The 15,228-nt window shown below is 65.7% G+C and carries 14 protein-coding genes; 8 read left to right on the top strand and 6 right to left on the bottom strand.

All coding sequences use genetic code 11. The features are described 5' to 3' along the window. Positions 1-2: 2 nt before the first annotated feature. The 3 genes from GUI70_RS01035 to GUI70_RS01025 form a co-directional block, all read right to left on the bottom strand. Positions 3-1,160: an ABC transporter substrate-binding protein gene (locus tag GUI70_RS01035; protein ID WP_161880408.1), complete on the bottom strand. Its 1,158-nt coding sequence runs from the start codon at positions 1,158-1,160 to the stop codon at positions 3-5. A 108-nt stretch (positions 1,161-1,268) separates the two neighbouring features. Next, a complete protein-coding gene (locus GUI70_RS01030) occupies positions 1,269-2,969 on the bottom strand; it encodes a DNA polymerase/3'-5' exonuclease PolX (protein WP_161880407.1) in 1,701 nt (566 codons plus the stop codon). A gap of 274 nt (positions 2,970-3,243) precedes the next feature. Further along, entirely contained in the window at positions 3,244-4,044 is an 801-nt protein-coding gene (locus GUI70_RS01025; protein WP_161880406.1) for a histidinol-phosphatase, read from the bottom strand. Between the two features lie 143 nt (positions 4,045-4,187). Here GUI70_RS01025 and GUI70_RS01020 point away from each other — a divergent pair, with 143 nt between their 5' ends. Beyond that, on the top strand, positions 4,188-4,940 hold the full coding sequence (locus GUI70_RS01020; protein WP_161880405.1) for an AfsR/SARP family transcriptional regulator: 753 nt from the start codon (positions 4,188-4,190) through the stop codon (positions 4,938-4,940). A 15-nt stretch (positions 4,941-4,955) separates the two neighbouring features. On the opposite strand, the gene GUI70_RS01015 is transcribed toward GUI70_RS01020, so the two are convergent. Next, the gene (locus GUI70_RS01015; protein ID WP_161880404.1) at positions 4,956-5,393 is read right to left on the bottom strand and encodes an acyl-CoA thioesterase; all 438 of its coding nucleotides are present in this window, start codon (positions 5,391-5,393) and stop codon (positions 4,956-4,958) included. 455 nt (positions 5,394-5,848) lie between these two features. On the opposite strand from GUI70_RS01015, the gene lon reads away from it, so the two are divergent. From lon to GUI70_RS00980, 7 genes are all read left to right on the top strand, one after another. Beyond that, positions 5,849-8,344, top strand: a complete 2,496-nt coding sequence (gene lon, locus GUI70_RS01010) for an endopeptidase La (RefSeq protein WP_161880403.1) — start codon at positions 5,849-5,851, stop codon at positions 8,342-8,344. 73 nt (positions 8,345-8,417) lie between these two features. After that, entirely contained in the window at positions 8,418-8,786 is a 369-nt protein-coding gene (locus GUI70_RS01005) for a hypothetical protein (RefSeq protein ID WP_161880402.1), read from the top strand. An 89-nt stretch (positions 8,787-8,875) separates the two neighbouring features. Then, positions 8,876-10,915: a single-stranded-DNA-specific exonuclease RecJ gene (locus tag GUI70_RS01000; protein WP_161880567.1), complete on the top strand. Its 2,040-nt coding sequence runs from the start codon at positions 8,876-8,878 to the stop codon at positions 10,913-10,915. Next, positions 10,900-11,595 carry a SanA/YdcF family protein gene (locus GUI70_RS00995; protein WP_237724619.1) on the top strand — a complete coding sequence of 232 codons (696 nt, stop codon included), beginning with the start codon at positions 10,900-10,902 and terminating at the stop codon, positions 11,593-11,595. Before GUI70_RS01000 ends, GUI70_RS00995 begins: the two co-directional genes overlap by 16 nt. 111 nt (positions 11,596-11,706) lie before the next feature. Then, on the top strand, positions 11,707-12,450 hold the full coding sequence (locus GUI70_RS00990; protein ID WP_161880401.1) for a hypothetical protein: 744 nt from the start codon (positions 11,707-11,709) through the stop codon (positions 12,448-12,450). A gap of 103 nt (positions 12,451-12,553) precedes the next feature. Then, entirely contained in the window at positions 12,554-13,783 is a 1,230-nt protein-coding gene (locus GUI70_RS00985; RefSeq protein ID WP_161880400.1) for a toxic anion resistance protein, read from the top strand. Positions 13,784-13,799: 16 nt separating this feature from the next. After that, a complete protein-coding gene (locus GUI70_RS00980) occupies positions 13,800-14,477 on the top strand; it encodes a trimeric intracellular cation channel family protein (RefSeq protein WP_237724618.1) in 678 nt (225 codons plus the stop codon). Positions 14,478-14,544: 67 nt separating this feature from the next. Here the strand turns inward: GUI70_RS00980 and GUI70_RS00975 are convergent, their stop codons facing one another. Together GUI70_RS00975 and GUI70_RS00970 are read right to left on the bottom strand one after the other, a co-directional pair. Further along, positions 14,545-14,736 carry a hypothetical protein gene (locus GUI70_RS00975; RefSeq protein ID WP_161880399.1) on the bottom strand — a complete coding sequence of 64 codons (192 nt, stop codon included), beginning with the start codon at positions 14,734-14,736 and terminating at the stop codon, positions 14,545-14,547. Positions 14,737-14,820: 84 nt separating this feature from the next. Continuing rightward, complete coding sequence (locus GUI70_RS00970; RefSeq protein WP_237724617.1) at positions 14,821-15,216, bottom strand: nuclear transport factor 2 family protein; 396 nt, start codon at positions 15,214-15,216, stop codon at positions 14,821-14,823. Positions 15,217-15,228 lie beyond the last annotated feature (12 nt).

Below are 15,228 nucleotides of genomic sequence, written 5' to 3'. Positions count from 1 at the left end.
GTTTACTTCAAAAAGACGAAGCTGCCGTTCTTGGCGTCTTGCATCTTGATCTGCGCCACGTAGAAGTCCTTCTGGTTGACCTCGCCTTCCTTGTCAAAGGAGATTGCGCCGAGCGGCGTGTTGTACTTGCCCACCAGCACCTGCTTGTTGAGTTCGATACGCAGGTCGCTGAGGTTCCACTCGCCGATCTTCTTCTTGCGGTCGATGACCTTCAGTGCGTCCACGAACACCTGCACGCCGGTATACGCCTGGGCGGCGAACTGGGGCGGGTCTTTCTTGTACTGGGCCTTGTATTCCTTGACGAACACCTGGTTGGCCGCGCTCGGCTGGGCGGGGCTGTAGGCCTGGGCGATGATCACGCCGTCGCAGTACTTCTGGCATACCGGGAAGATGTTGGAGGTGTTCAGGCCGTTGCCGCCGATGATCAGGCCCTTGTAGCCGAGCTGGCGCAGCTGCTTGACCAGGTTGCCGCCGTCGTTGGCCAGGCCCGAGATGATTACCAGATCAACGCTCGCGCCCAGCACTGCCGTCACCTGGGTGGTGAAGTCGTTGTCGGTGGTCTGGAATTTTTGCACCGTCGAGACGGTCAGACCGAGGTCCTTGGCGGTCTGCTGGAAGGTGCCGGTTTCGGACGTCGAGAACACGTCGTCCTGGGCAAACAGCACCGCGACCTTCTTGATCTTGGAATCGAGCTTGAGGGCCTGCTTGATGGCGTTGGGGGCCACCACGGCCACCGGGGCCGAGACGCGGGCCACGAAGTCGCCGATCTGCGGAATGCCCTTGGCGGTGTTGCTCGGCCCCAGCACCGGCACCTTGGCGCGGTCGGCGATGGGATCGGCGGCAAACGCCTGGGTCGAGAGCGTCGGCCCCACGATGCCCACCACGTTGTCCTTGCTCACCAGGTTCTGAAAGGCGTTGATGGCCCCAGCCACATCGCCGCCGGTGTCTTGAAACACCAGCTTGATCGGCGTGCCGTTGACGCCGCCGCGCGCGTTGATCAGCTTCTCGGCAAATTTCGCGCCGATGACTTCTTCCTGACCCAGGAGGGCGGTGTTGCTGGTCTGGGCCACGGCGATGCCCAGCGGGATGGGCGTGGCGACCTTCTGGGCGGAGGCGAGGGTGAGCGAGGAGAGCAGGAGTAAGCTGAGGGTTCGTTTCATATGGCCTCCAGACCCCGGTTGCCGGGATCAAGTGTGTTAAGAATGGCTTTATCTTGCCACGTCAGATTGTCATGTCAAGCGAATGGACGCTGCACTCCACGCGGGGATTTACCTGCGCCCGGCCCGCTGCGCGGCCACGAAGGCCAGAAACCCGGCTTGCGGGAGGGTATTCACCACGTCGGCGGGCCGAAGACCGGCCTTGCGGGCGATGAGCGCGCCGTACGTCGTATCGCCCAGCCCGTGAACGGCGTGTGCATCGGTGTTGACGGCGAACTTGAGGCGGTCCCGGTAGCGCAGGGCAAATCGCCAGTCGATGTCCAGTCGGTAGGGGCTGGCATTGATCTCGACCACCGTGCGGTGAACCTGGCAGGCGTCCAGCACGGCGTCCAGATTGACCGGGTAGCTGGGACGGCGCAGCAGCACTCGGCCGGTGGGGTGGCCCAGCACGGTGATCAGCGGGTGCGAAGCGGCCCTGATCAGGCGCTCGGTCTGGGCTGCCTCGCCCAGCGTGAAGTGACTATGCACCGAGGCCACCACGTAATCGAGTTCCGAGAGCAGATCGTCACCGAAATCCAGTGAGCCGTCCTCCAGAATGTCCACCTCGCTGCCCGCGATGATCGGCAGTCCCGCGCGCTGCAACTCGCGCACTTCCCTGAGTTGTTCGCGCAGCCGCTGCGGCGAGAGGCCGTTGGCGTAGAAAGCACTTTGTGAGTGGTCGGCGCTGCCCAGGTAGCCGCCGAGTGCCTGCGCCGCCTCGGCCATCTCGCGCAGGCTGGCCGCGCCGTCGCTCCAGGTGGAATGGGTGTGAATCAGGCCTTTGATCTGCTCAGCCGTAATGAGTTCGGCGGGCGGCGGCAGCTGCTGCCAGACCTCGTCGTGCTCGGGTTCGCGGTACTCGGCGGGGCGCAAGGGGAGCTGCAGCGCGTCCAGCACGTCCTGCTCGGTGGGCGTGTGGAGCGTCTCGCCACTGCCCTGTTTGCCCTTATGCAGGCCGCGCCCATTCAGATCAAACCCCTGCCTTGCCGCCTCGGCCCGCACCCCCTCGCGGTACGGGCGGCTGCCGCCCATCATCAAGTCGAGTGCGCCGCGCACCTCAGCGGCAGCGTAGGCAATCTCGATCGGCACGCCTTCCCAGCGTCCGGCCAGCACCGGGCGCTTGTCCACCTGTTCCAGCGTCACGTCCGCCAGCACGGCCCGAATCTGCTCCGGCGCAGCGCTCACCGTCACCCGCACGCTGCGGGCCGTTTCCAGATTCCGGCGCACGTCGCCACTGAAGCGGGCATCCAGGTGTGAGAGCCGCCGCACCAGTTCGCCCGCCAGGTCGCGGGCGGTATTCATCCGCTGCCGGCCCTGCGAGGCCAGCACGAACTCCACCGCCTCCAGCAAGGTCGCCGCCGTCTTCGCGCCGAAGCCCTTGAGGGCGGTCACGCCGCCGTCATTCAGCCCTTCTCGCAGCGCTTCGAGCGAATCGAATCCGGCCTGCCACAGCGAGCGCACCTTCTTCGGCCCCAGGCCGCGCACCTGGAGCAGATCAACCACACCGGGCGGCACCTGGGCGGCGGCCTCATCCAGCGGCTCGAAGCGCCCGGTCTGCATGGCGTCCACGAGTGCTCCGGCCAGCGCCGCGCCGACCTTGGGAATACCCTTGAAGTCGCTCTGGGCGGCGGCAGGCCAGTCGGTCAGCGTCTCGATGCTGCGGGCCGCCGAGCGGTACGCCTGCGCCCGGAACGCGTCTGCGCCCAGCACGTCGAGCAGATCGGCGGTGGTTTCCAGCGCGGCAGCGGCGGCCTTTTTGTCGAAGGAGGACATGGGGGTAGGCTAGCTCACCGGGTGGGGGTTTTTGGGCTTTTGCCGCTGCCTTTCCCCTGGATCCTCGCCGGGGGAGAGGAGAGCTTGCCGATGCGCCAAAGCCCTCAGGATGGAAGGCAGTCTTCGTTTGCTTCTTGCTTGCGGCTGCTTGTCCCAGCTCCTGGGACCTGGCGGCCTCAAGACACCGGGACAGCGCCGCTCGCACACTGTGGGGCAGAGGTGAATCTCCATGCCCACTTGCCGCGCCAAGCGTGACGCCCGCCAACTTGCTGCTTCAGCCCGCGCTCTGCCGCTCGCGCCCGGCGTAAGTCACCACCTCGCCGCCGACATCGTGAATCTCCTTGAGGGCGTCTTGAAAGCGCCAGCCCACCTCGCCCGGCGTATGGGCGTCGCTGCCCAGCACGAAGGGGATGCCGCGCGTGGCCGCCGCCCGCACCAGATCAGGGGCCGGGTACGCCTCGGCCACCGGCTTGCGCCAGCCCGCCGTGTTGAAGTCGAGCGCGAGGCCCTGCGCGGCGATCACGTCCAGCGCGTGCAGGGCGCTCATGCCGTCCGGGTCGAGATGCCCGAACTTCTTGGGCAGATCGAGGTGGCCGATGGCGTCGAACAATCCGCTGCGCGCCGCACCCTCCACCAGCGCGTAATAATCGCGGTACAGGTTGGTCAGGTCGCGCCGCTGGTACTCGTCGACGAACTCGGGGTTGTCAAAGCCCCACGCGCCGAGGTAGTGGACGCTGCCGATCACGTAGTCCCAGGGGTGCGCCTCCAGCACCTCCCGCACGTAGGCTTCGGTGCCGGGGTGAAAGTCGGCTTCCAGACCCAGCCGCACGCTCAGGCGGCCTTTGAACTCCTCTTGCACGGCCAGCACCGTCTGCACATACTCGCCGAGCTGCGCGCGTTTCATGCGCCAGGGAGCGTCGTACCAGGCGGGCATCGGCACGTGGTCGGTAAAGCAGAGTCCGGCCAGGCCGAGGTCGAGCGCCGCCTGCGCGTACTCGCGCGGATGACCGGTGGCGTGGCCGCACAGCGGCGTGTGCAGGTGCGAGTCGTAAAGGTGCGCAGGCAACGGGGTCATTGGCACAGCCTAGCTTGGCTGGCCCGCGCCCGGCGTGAGGTGCCCGTCACGTGCTCGTCACGGCTGTGTTACGCCCTATACGCACAATGATGTCAAGCCGAATTACGTTGAGCGTCCACTCACGCCGTCAGGGGGAAGAAACGATGCCGAATGCCGAACCAGCCAATGCCGAACCGATGAGCGCCGTGCAAATCAGGGTGATGGGAGCGCCGTCGGTGCAAATCGGCCCCCGGATCGCCCCCTTCAAGACCCGCAAGGCGCTGGCGCTGGCGCTGTATCTGGCGCTGGAAGGCCCGCAGCCGCAAGACACCCTGCTCGAACTGCTGTGGCCCGATGCGCCCAACAGCGGCTCGCTGCGCACGGCGGCGCTGCATGTCAGGCAGGCGCTGGGCCAGGAAGCCGGGCGGCTCCAGACCCACTGGTGCGGGCTGTCGCTCGATCTCAGCGGCGCGCAGCTCGATGTGTCCGTGCTGGGCCGCCTCGACACGCAGGCGGCGCTGGCCTGGCCCCACAGCGCATTTCTGGCGGGCCTGTACCTGCGGGGCAACGCTGCCTGGGACACTTACCTGACCTGGCGCGGCGAGCTCCTGCGCGACGCGTACGATCAGCGTCTGGCTGAATTGTTCGCAGCGGCCATGCAGGCGGGTGACTTCGCCCAGGCCAGCGCGCTGGCGAGTCGCCGCTGCGATCTTGATCCGCTCTCCGAGACGGCCTGCTCGCAGTGGGCCTCGGCCCTGCACGCTGCCGGACTGCGCCGCCGTGCCCAGGACGTGCTGGAGGCTTTCGCGCGGCGCTTCGAACAGATGTTCGGCCCGAATGCGCTGCCCACCCGGCCTGCCGAGGTGCTGAACATCCAGCCCCCCGCCCGCTGGCTCGTCGGCGCGGCGCGGGCCTGAAGCGCCGGTCATCAGCTAGTTGCGGGCGCTGCCGCCCGGTGGCGGGGTCAGGGGCGGCACCGCCACCGGGCGGCCATCCAGGTCCACCGCCACGAACACGAAGGTGCCATTGGTCGCCAGCTGCTGCTCGCCGCTCGTCAGGTTCTCGCGGAACACGTCCACCCGCACGGTCATGGAAGTGCGCCCCACCCGGATGACCTGGGCTTCCAGGGCCAGTGCGTCCCCGACCCGCACCGGCAGATGAAAATCCACCGCGTCCATGCGGGCGGTCACCACGTGGTGCTTGGAGTGGCGCACGGCGGCCACCGAGGCGGCCTTGTCCATCAAGGACAGCACGAAGCCGCCGAAGGCCGTGCCGTGATAATTGGTGTCCTTGGGAAACACCAGCTCGAGCATGCGCGCTCCGCTTTGCGGTTGGCCGGGCAGGGGAGGAGGAAAGTCGTCGCGGCTCATGCCGGGCAGTCTAGAGCATCCATCGTAAAAATTTTAGGACCGAGCAAACTTGTAAAGCTGCGCAGCAGAGCGAGTGGAGGACGTGCCAGAGCAGGTGAAAGTGGAGTGGGGTTTATTTCCCGGTACACGGAAGAGACAGATGCTCTAGCGGGTGCGGGCAGGCGCTTGCCCTGGCCAACCGCAAAGCCTAAACCCTGCGTCAGCTTCGGGTGAGGGTTATGTCAGGCCCGCCAAGTTAAAATAACAACGTGTCAGGCAGCATTGTCTCTCTTTGGCACGGCGGCACTCACCAGTGGTCCGGTTGGCGCTTCCCACTTGTAATCGCTGCGCTTACTTGATAGCATAGCACTCAAGTTATCTGCGCTATTGAGATGGCCGGACAGCCGCCGCATTCAGTGGAACGGTTGCGAGATGATCCACAGTAGCGTGTTTTTCACGGAAGAAAGGAGCCTTTCATGCCGACCGACAAAAGCCCGACCCCCATCATTCCCTTCAATATCCCCGTCTGCCCGGTTCGCGGCAGCGTGATCTACCCGACGATGGTGCAGCATATTGACGCCAGCCGCGCCATCAGCATCGCCGCTATCGAGGCCGCGATGGAAGAAGAAAAAGTCATCTTGATCGTCTCGCAGCGTGACAAGGACGTGGACGACCCGACCGGCGAGGACCTCTACGACGTAGGGACGGCCTGTAACGTGCTGCGCGTGCGCAAGAACCCCGACGGCACGGTGCAGATGCTGGTCACAGCCCTGGCGCGCGTGCGGGTGGCCCGCTACACCCAGACCGAGTACCTGCGCGCCGATGTGCAGGAAATCGTCAGCAAGCCCGGCAAGCCGGTGGAACTCAAGGCACTGACCCGCGAACTGAGCGAGAAGTTCGAGAGCGTCATCCAGGGCGGCAAGGGCCTGACGCCCGACGCCGTGCAAGCTATTCAGAGTAAGGATGATCCCAGCGAACTGGCCGACTTTATCGCCTTCCACCTCGATTTCCGATTGGAAGACAAACAGGCCGTGCTGGAGGAAGCCACCCTCACCGGACGGCTCAAGAAGGTGCTGACGCTGCTCGACGCCGAGCAGGAAGTCATGGCCGTACAGCAAAAGATCCGTGCCCAGGTCAAGGAAGAAATCGACCGCAACCAGCGTGAGTACTACCTGCGCGAGCAGATGAAGGTCATCCAGAAGGAACTCCACGGCGGTGAGGACGGCGAAACCGACGAGACCGAGGAGTTGAGGACCAAGATCGAGGCGCTGGGCCTGAATCCGGACGTGAAAAAGGAAATCGACCGCGAGCTGAACCGCTTGTCGCGGATGCACCCCGACGCCGCCGAGGCCAGCGTGATCCGCACCTACCTGACCTGGGTGACCGAGTTGCCCTGGAACGTGCGCAGCGACGATCAGCTCGACGTGAACGAGGCCGCCCGCATTCTCGACGACGACCACTACGGCCTGGAGAAGGTCAAGGACCGGGTGCTGGAGTACCTGGCGGTGCGCCAGCTGCGCAAGTCGCGCGCCGAGCGCGGCGAGATTGACGCCAGTGACGTCAACAAGGGACCGATTCTGGTCTTCACCGGCCCTCCCGGCGTTGGCAAGACCTCGATCGCCCAGAGCATCGCCAAGGCGCTGGGGCGTAAGTACGTCCGTATCGCCCTGGGCGGCGCGCGCGACGAGTCCGACATCCGGGGCCACCGCCGCACCTATATCGGCGCGATGCCCGGTCGCCTGATTCAGGGCCTGCGCACGGCAGGAACCAAGAATCCGGTGGTCTTGCTCGACGAGGTCGACAAGCTCGGCAGCGGCCACCAGGGCGATCCCAGCTCGGCGCTGCTGGAAGTGCTCGACCCGGCCCAGAACTTCAACTTCACCGACCACTACCTGGGCGTGCCGTTCGACCTCAGTGAGGTCATGTTCATCGCCACCGCCAACTACCCCGAGCAGATTCCGCCCGCGCTGATGGACCGTATGGAAGTCATCGACTTTTCGAGCTACATCGAGGCCGAGAAGCTCGAAATTGCCAAGCGCTACCTGATGCCGCGTCAGCTCAATCAAAACGGGCTGAAGGGCAACCAGATCCAGATCACCGACGCGGCCCTGGAAAGATTGATCTCGAACTACACCCGCGAGGCCGGAGTCCGCAATCTGGAGCGCGAGATCGGCACGGTGGCCCGCAAGGTGGCCCGCAGACTCGCAGGCGGCGACGCCAAGCGCGTGAAGGTCACCGACAAGGAACTCGACCGCTACCTGGGCCAGAGCCGCTACACCCCCGAAACCGAGGCCCGTGAGGACACCGTCGGGCTGGCGACCGGGATGTTCTACACGCCTGTCGGCGGCGACATCCTGTTCATCGAGACCTCGGTCAGCCCCGGCAAGGGCCTGCTGCTCACCGGGCAGATCGGCGACGTGATGAAGGAATCGGCCAGAGCGGCCCTCACCTACATCAAGACCAATGCCGAGCGCTTCCACATCGACAAGGACAAGATCGACAACTCGGAGATTCACGTTCACTTCCCGGCGGGTGCGATTCCCAAGGAAGGCCCCAGCGCGGGCGGCGCGATTGCCACCAGCTTGATCAGCGCCCTGTCGGGCATTCCGGCGCGGCACGACGTGGCCATGACCGGCGAGATCACCCTGACGGGCCGTTACCTGCCGATCGGCGGCCTCAAGGAGAAGGTGCTGGGCGCGCGCCGGGCGGGCATCAAGCACATCATTATGCCCAAGTCCAACGAGCCTGATCTGCGCGACATCCCGCTGCACCTGCGCTCCTCGATGGCCTTTCACCCCGCCGAGAACCTCGATCAGGTGCTGGACGTCTCGATCGTCGGCGGCCTGGCGGCCCTGGAACGCGGGGTGCAGGCCGCGCCGAGCGGCGGCGAGGGGGGTGGCGAGAGCGGCGAGCCGGTCAAGCGTGCGCCGCGCCGCAAGCGCAACGTCGGTGAGGCTCCGGCCTCGGCCTGAATTCAACCCCTCTGCAGCTTTCGCCCCCGCTTCTACGGGGGTTTTTGCTGTCAGGGGGCGCTAGACTCCGGCCATGCGTTTCGTGCAGTTTCTCCAAGTGCTACTGCTTTTGCTGCTCGGCGGCTACCTGCTGCTGGTGTCGCTGGAAAATCCGGGGAGGGTGAGATTGCCGCTGCCGTTTGCCGACGGCGAGGTGCTGCTGCCCACCGGCCTGGCACTGGGGCTGGCGCTGCTGCTGGGGGCGGTGTACTGTGCGCTGCTGCTGCTGCCGCCGCTGGCCCGACTCCGGCAGCGGCGGCAGGCCGACATCCGCCGCCGCCGCCAGGCCGAGGAGCGGCTGCAACTGACCCTGCGCTCCCGCCTGGGCGAGGCTGCGCCGCTGGCGGTTCAGCCCTTCTCAAGCCCGCCCACCCTCTCCGTTCCTGCCGAGGCCCAACCTTGAATTCCACCCCGAAGTCTGCTGCTGCCCACCTTCCTGACCCCCACTGGCTCCTCAGTCCGCCCGCCAGTCGCGCCGAGCTGCTGCGGGTCATGGCCGAGTTCGAGGTTTCTCCCATGCTGGGGCAGGTGCTCTCGGCCAGGGGGCTGAGCCGCGCCCACCTGACACCGGAGCTGACCCTGACGCCCAATCCAGGGTTGCTGGAGGCGGCCGAGCGGCTGGTGCAGGCGGTCAAGGCCGGAAAGCGCATCCGCATTCACGGCGACTACGACGCCGATGGGGTGAGCGCCACGGCGACGCTGGTCTGGGGCCTGCGCGAGGTGGGCGCGAACGTTCACGGCTTCATCCCGCACCGGCTCAACGAGGGCTACGGCGTGCACCCCGACCGGGTGGCCGAGCACGCCGAGGCCGCCGACCTGCTCGTTACGGTGGACTGTGGGGTGACCAATCTGGAGGAAGTCAAAAGTCTGCTCTCAATGGGCGTGGAGGTCATCGTCACCGATCACCACTCGCCGGGGCCGGACTTCCCGAGTTGCCTGGTGGTGCACCCCAAACTGACGCGCGACTACGACCCGGCCATTCACAACCTGACCGGAGCGGGCGTGGCCTACCACCTGCTGTGGGCGGTGTACCGGCAGCTCGGCCTGCCCGCACCCCTTCACCTGACGCCGCTGGCGACCCTTGGCACGGTGGCCGACGTGGCCCCGCTGGTGGGTGAGAACCGGGCGCTGGTGGTGGCAGGCCTCTCTGAATTCGGGCGCACCGAACTGCCCGGCCTGCGGGCGCTGATGAACGGCAAGAAGACCGTTACTGCCCGCGACGTGGGCTTCGTGCTGGCCCCGCGCATCAACGCGGCGGGCCGGATGGGCGAGGCCGACGTGGCGCTCTCGCTGCTGACCACCACCCACAAGCTCGAGGCCGAGAAGCTCAGCACCTACCTGGACATCAAGAACGGTGAGCGGCGGGTGCTGCAAGACCGGATGTTCAAGGAGGCCCTGCAACTGGCCGATCCCGAAGACCCGGCCCTGGTGATCACCAAAGACGACTGGCACCCCGGCGTGATGGGGATCGTGGCCAGTAAGCTGCTCGAAACGTATTACCGGCCGGTGTATATCGCGGCGCAGGGCAAGGGGTCGGTACGCAGCACGCCGGGCATCTCGGCGGTGGCGGGCCTCTATGCCTCGGCCGATCTACTCAAGCGTTTTGGCGGGCATCCTGGCGCGGCGGGCTTCTCGCTGGACATGAACCGGTTCGCCGCGTTCCGGGGCCGCATTCACGACTATGCCCGGCAGTTTCCGCGCCCGCTGCCGACAGTGGCGCTCGACGCGCTGCTGCCCGCCGGGTGCGCCGACTTCGAGTTGCTCAGCGAGATCGAGCGCTTCGAGCCGTTTGGAGAAGGCCACCGCGCGCCGCTGTGGCACCTGCGCGGCCCGCTGGAAGCCGCCAAGCTGATCGGCCAGGACAAAGGGACCCTCAGCTTCACGGCGCTTGGGGTGCGCGGCGTCAAGTACCGCGAGGGCCGCACCCGCTCCGGTGCCCACGACTTCGCCCTGCACTTGCAGCGCAACAGCTGGAACGGGCGCGAGAAGGCCGAGTTTCTGGGCGAGGCGCTGCGCGCTCCCGAAGCGCTCGGCCTCGCCGGAGACGCGGACGTAGGTGGTGTGCTGCCCCGACTCGATCCCAAAACGGCCATGCAGCACCTCCGGGACGGCGCGTCTGTCTACGCCGAGGGCGCGGTGGCCGCCTACCTTCGAAGCCACATTCCCGGCGTGACCCTGCTGAAGGCCGACGCCGACCTCAGCGGCGAGGTGGTGCTCTACGCCCTGCCGCCCGAGGACGCGCTGATCCGCTGGCTGACTCAGGGTCAAGTGTCGTTCGCCTGGGGACCCAAGACCCTGACCGAGCTGGACGGTCAGACGCTGGGCCGCCGCGCCGTGCTGAGCGGACTGGACTATGCGCAGGCGGCCACGCGGGAACAAGCCGCCGACACCTACCGCCGACTTCAGTGGGCGCACTTTTACCGCGCGCTCGACGACGCAGGCTTTGCGCGGGCGGTGCGGGCCATGCTGGGGCTTGAGCGTCCAGAGGCGGCCTTCAGAGACAGCCGGGAAAAGATGTGGGCCGCCGACTGACCCAGGTAAAGGTATGGAGCTGGCGCAAACCGCTGATCGCCTGCAGCCTGACGCTGGGTATCGTCGCCGCGCTGACGATAGTGCTGGTGCTGATCGTCAACCAGCGGGTGATGATCAGCGCTGAGGGACGGCTCTACAGCAACGTGGAGGCGGTGCCGGCCCGGCAGGTGGGCGTGCTGCTGGGCACCAGCAAATACCTCAGCGGCGGCGGCCTCAATCCGTACTACCGCTACCGCATTGAGGCGGCGCTCGCGCTGTACCGGGCCGGGAAGATCAGCGACCTGATCTTGTCGGGCGACAATGCCCACCGCAGCTACGACGAACCCACCACCATGCGCGCCGATCTGCTCTTCGGGGGCATTCCGGCAGCGCACCTCTACCGCGACTACGCAGGATTTCGCACCCTCGACTCGGTGGTGCGGGCCAGCAAGGTGTTCGGTCAGGGCCGCTTCACGGTCATTTCCGAGCGTTTCCACAATGAGCGGGCAATTTATCTGGCGCAGGCGTACGGCCTGGACGCGATCGGCTTCGATGCCCGAGACGTGACCGGGGCGGCGGGCAGGCGGGTGCAGGGCCGCGAGTGGCTGGCCCGCGTCTCGGCGATGACAGACGTGTGGCGCGGCACCCAGCCGAGATTTCTGGGTGCGCCCGAATTGATTGGTCACTCGCCTGAGCAGTAATAGATCCCGGTATCGGTAGGGTGTGACGTTTCTCATATATGACGCGAAGTGAGAGAAATCCGACCAAAGCCGGACTAGTTGGTGAGGACAGGTGAGCGCCATCATAGGCTTATGACACAATTCATTCCCTCCTCACCGCAACCTCAAGTCCGGCCTGCCTCCGCCTTCAAAAAGCCCGCTGCGGCGCTGGCCCTACTTGGTACTACGCTGATGCTGGGCGCTTGCAGCGGCAACGGAACGGTCAAGCCGCCTGCAGCCACCCAGCCGACGGTGATTTCGGGCATGCTGGTGCCGTTTACGGCGAGTTCAGCCGACACCATCCAGGAGCAATTGACTGGATTGAGTGCGCCGATCGCCTCAAACGGAAACTTTGATCTGAACTTGCCGAGCACTGCCACCATGAACAGCACCTACGGCAACCTGCTCAACAGCAAAGACGACACCTTTGGGCTGTGCACCACCACCAATGTGACTGCGCCTAGCGGCTTTAAGTCGATCGTCTTCAGTACGCTCAACAGTATGAAGGGCACGACCTTCGTGGCCGAGAATGTTAGCCCGCTGCCCGGTGGGAACGCCGTCTCCTATAAGGTGTGGTGGTTCGCTACTGTTGCTGGCACAGTGACTGTCAACAATACGGGCTGTCTAGGCTACGGCACTGTCAATCAGAGCTTGGTCTTCAAGCAGGGCTGGAACGTGATGGACGTGACCGTGAACGGCGCGAGTACGACTATCACGCGGGCTGCTAACCAGACGCCTGGCCGTCTGACCTGGAAGAACAAGAACTCGGTGCAGTCGCTTGAATCGCAGGCGCTTAACCCATACCTGTTCAACCCCTGGGCCGCGCTGCGTAAGTAAGCGCACCCACCTCATTTCTCCCGCTTGCTCCGTGCAAGCGGGTGTTTTTTTATCTCCCCCCGCTTGCCGCAACCCTCCTCACCCTGGCCGCGTACTCTAAGCCATGAGTGATGCCGATCTCGACACCCTGACCCCGCCCGAAACCCTCAAGGCCCCCAAAGCGGTGCCCAGCATCGGCCCCGACCAGGGCCGCGACATGACCCCGCTGAGCGGTGAGGATAAGACCCGCCTCGACGAGATGGCCCGTGCCTTCGTGCAGGACGTGACCCGGCTTGACGCGCATGGTGAGGGCTTCAAGCGCAAGCTCGATTCGGTGCACGCGCTGGGCATGGAGGAGCAGCGCAGCGCGGCGCAGGTCAGTAACCGGATGCTGGAGCGGCCCCTGCGCGCCACCAAGGCGGGCGTGTTCGACGAGGGGTCGAGCATCATCAAGGGTCTGACCGATCTGCGCCACACTGTCGAGGAACTCGATCCCTCGCGCGGCACCCCGGCCCGGCGCTTTTTCGGCATGCTGCCCGGCGGCAAGAAGGTGCAGAGTTACATGGAGCGCTACGCCAGCGCCCAGGACCATCTCAACGCCATTCTGGACACCCTTTACCGGTCGCAGGACGAACTCAGGAAGGACAACGCCTCAATTGAGACCGAGAAGGTGGCGCTGTGGACCGTGATGCAAAAGCTGCGTCAGTACGCCTACGTGGGCCAGGCAGTGGACGACGCCCTGACCGAGCGCCTGACCCAGCTCGAACAGACCGACCCCGAGAAGGCCCGGATGGTGCGCGAGGAACTGCTGTTCGCCGTCCGGCAGCGCATCACCGATCTGCTGACGCAACTGGCCGTCAGCGTGCAGGGCTACCTGGCGCTCGATCTGGTCCGCAAGAACAACCTGGAACTGGTCAAGGGCGTGGACCGCGCCACCACGACCACCATCAGCGCCCTGAGAACCGCCGTGCTGGTGTCGCAAGCACTCGGCACCCAGCAGATGGTGCTCGAACAGGTCACGGCGCTCAACACCACCACCGGCAACATGATCGAGAGCACCTCCAATCTGCTGCGCACCCAGTCGGCCCGCATTCAGGAAGGCGCGGGCAGCGCCACCGTCAACGTCGAGCAGCTTCAGACGGCCTTCAAGAACGTTTACGCGGCGCTCGACGCCATCAGCGAGTACAAGGTGCGGGCGCTGGAGAACTTCCGCCAGACCACCCAGATTCTGGCCAAGGAAGTCGGCACCGCCCAGACTTACCTCGATAAGGAGCGCCAGCAGGCCTCACAGGAACTCGCCAGCGAGCTGAACGTGAGTGACGCGGTGGTGCGGGAAGGTGAGCTGAAACTCTAAGCACTAAGCTGGCCTTGTGTCCGACGGCTCTCCCTTTCCCTACGTTGATCCTGCCACCATTCGCACCGGGCTGCACTACCTCGACCTGGCCGGAATTTTCGCCTTCTCGATGTCGGGGGCGCTGGCGGCGGTGCGGCGGCGTTTCGATATTTTCGGAGTGCTGGTGCTGGGCGGGGTCACGGCGGTGGGCGGCGGCAGCATCCGCGACACCCTTACCGGCAACACCCCGCCTCTGTTTCTCAAAGACGAGACCTATTTGTGGGTTGCCATCCTGGGCGCGTTGCTGGCCTTCGCCTTTGGAGAGCGGCTGGCCCGCTTCGAGCGCACCCTGAGCTTCTTTGACACCATTGGCCTCTCGCTGTTCGCGGCCAGCGGCGCGTTGCTGGGGGTGCAGCTGGGTCTGGGACCGCTGAGTGTCACCTTCGTGGGCATGCTCAGCGGCGTGGGCGGCGGCGTCATTCGCGATCTGTTGGCCGCCCAGGTACCGGAAGTGATGTACCGCAACGACCAGCTCTACGCCACCGCCGCCGCGCTGGGGGCGATCACGGTGTATTTCATTCACCCGTATTTCCCCGATTTGGAAACCCAACTGCTGGCCGCTGCGGTGGTGGTGGCGGCCCGCTGGCTCTCGCGCCGGGGCTGGGTGCGTCTGCCAGTGCGCCGATTGCCGGAATCAGAACAGTCGGAGCGCTGAGGGCGGGGGCGTCGAAAAACCCCGCTGCCAGGAGCGGGGTTAGTGCTGAGCGGTCGTCGGGTGCGGCTTACTCGTCTGCGCCGTACTCCGCGCCCAGGTTTTCCTTCAGTTCTTCGATCTTGCCTTCCGACTCGAAACCGGGGGCCAGACCGTTGGCGTCCATCTCGCCGGTGCCGCCCTGCATGGCCTCGCCAATCACCTCGTTCGGCGTGGTGTCGCTCTCGCCGGTGTAGCCGTCCTTCAATCCTTCCTGCGTCATGCCTCATGCTGGAGACCCGGCGTGAGAGCGCTGGCCCAGGCGCTTCAACTGATCTTTACGTTCTGGCCTGTTCCCTCGGGGTTGTTAAGGGATGACCTGTACCGCCACGGCTTGCCAGCGTCCGGCGCGGCGGGCGTAGACGCGCAAAAACCCCTGGGTGTGCACGCCGTTGGCGCTGAGCTGCCCGCGTGTGAAGGCGGTGTCGCCGCACACCTGGGCCGCCTGCCGCTCGAACACCAGCACCTCGTCGGGGTAAGCGGCGATGGCCCGCAGCAGTGCCGTCTTGCCCACCGCCGCGCCGTCGGGTAAGAAGCCCAGCCAGTCGTCGGCGATCACTTCCGCCAGCGCTCCCGTGTCGCGGCTGGTATAGGCCGCGTTCCAGGCGTCGTCCAGAATCAGCACGGCGTTGAGCGCCAGAAAGTCGTCGAGGCCAGCGATGCTCAATTCGTCCTGTCCCGGTTGGTCCTGGGGCGCACTCACAGTCGGGCCGAT

The sequence above is a fragment of the Deinococcus alpinitundrae genome (assembly GCF_009982895.1).
GTDB lineage: Bacteria > Deinococcota > Deinococci > Deinococcales > Deinococcaceae > Deinococcus > Deinococcus alpinitundrae.
The sequence above is the reverse complement of the archived record's forward strand: the minus strand, read 5'-3'. Positions and strand labels throughout refer to the sequence as shown.

Excerpts from the sequence above, each read along its gene's own strand:
- GUI70_RS00985 (WP_161880400.1), top strand. The coding sequence starts at position 12,554 with ATGAGTGATGCCGATCTCGACACCCTGACCCCGCCCGAAACCCTCAAG.
- lon (WP_161880403.1), top strand. The coding sequence starts at position 5,849 with ATGCCGACCGACAAAAGCCCGACCCCCATCATTCCCTTCAATATCCCC.
- GUI70_RS01005 (WP_161880402.1), top strand. The coding sequence starts at position 8,418 with ATGCGTTTCGTGCAGTTTCTCCAAGTGCTACTGCTTTTGCTGCTCGGC.
- GUI70_RS01030 (WP_161880407.1), bottom strand. The coding sequence starts at position 2,969 with ATGTCCTCCTTCGACAAAAAGGCCGCCGCTGCCGCGCTGGAAACCACC.
- GUI70_RS01015 (WP_161880404.1), bottom strand. The coding sequence starts at position 5,393 with ATGAGCCGCGACGACTTTCCTCCTCCCCTGCCCGGCCAACCGCAAAGC.
- GUI70_RS01000 (WP_161880567.1), top strand. The coding sequence starts at position 8,876 with ATGGCCGAGTTCGAGGTTTCTCCCATGCTGGGGCAGGTGCTCTCGGCC.
- GUI70_RS00975 (WP_161880399.1), bottom strand. The coding sequence starts at position 14,736 with ATGACGCAGGAAGGATTGAAGGACGGCTACACCGGCGAGAGCGACACC.
- GUI70_RS01020 (WP_161880405.1), top strand. The coding sequence starts at position 4,188 with ATGCCGAATGCCGAACCAGCCAATGCCGAACCGATGAGCGCCGTGCAA.
- GUI70_RS01025 (WP_161880406.1), bottom strand. The coding sequence starts at position 4,044 with ATGACCCCGTTGCCTGCGCACCTTTACGACTCGCACCTGCACACGCCG.
- GUI70_RS01035 (WP_161880408.1), bottom strand. The coding sequence starts at position 1,160 with ATGAAACGAACCCTCAGCTTACTCCTGCTCTCCTCGCTCACCCTCGCC.
- GUI70_RS00990 (WP_161880401.1), top strand. The coding sequence starts at position 11,707 with ATGACACAATTCATTCCCTCCTCACCGCAACCTCAAGTCCGGCCTGCC.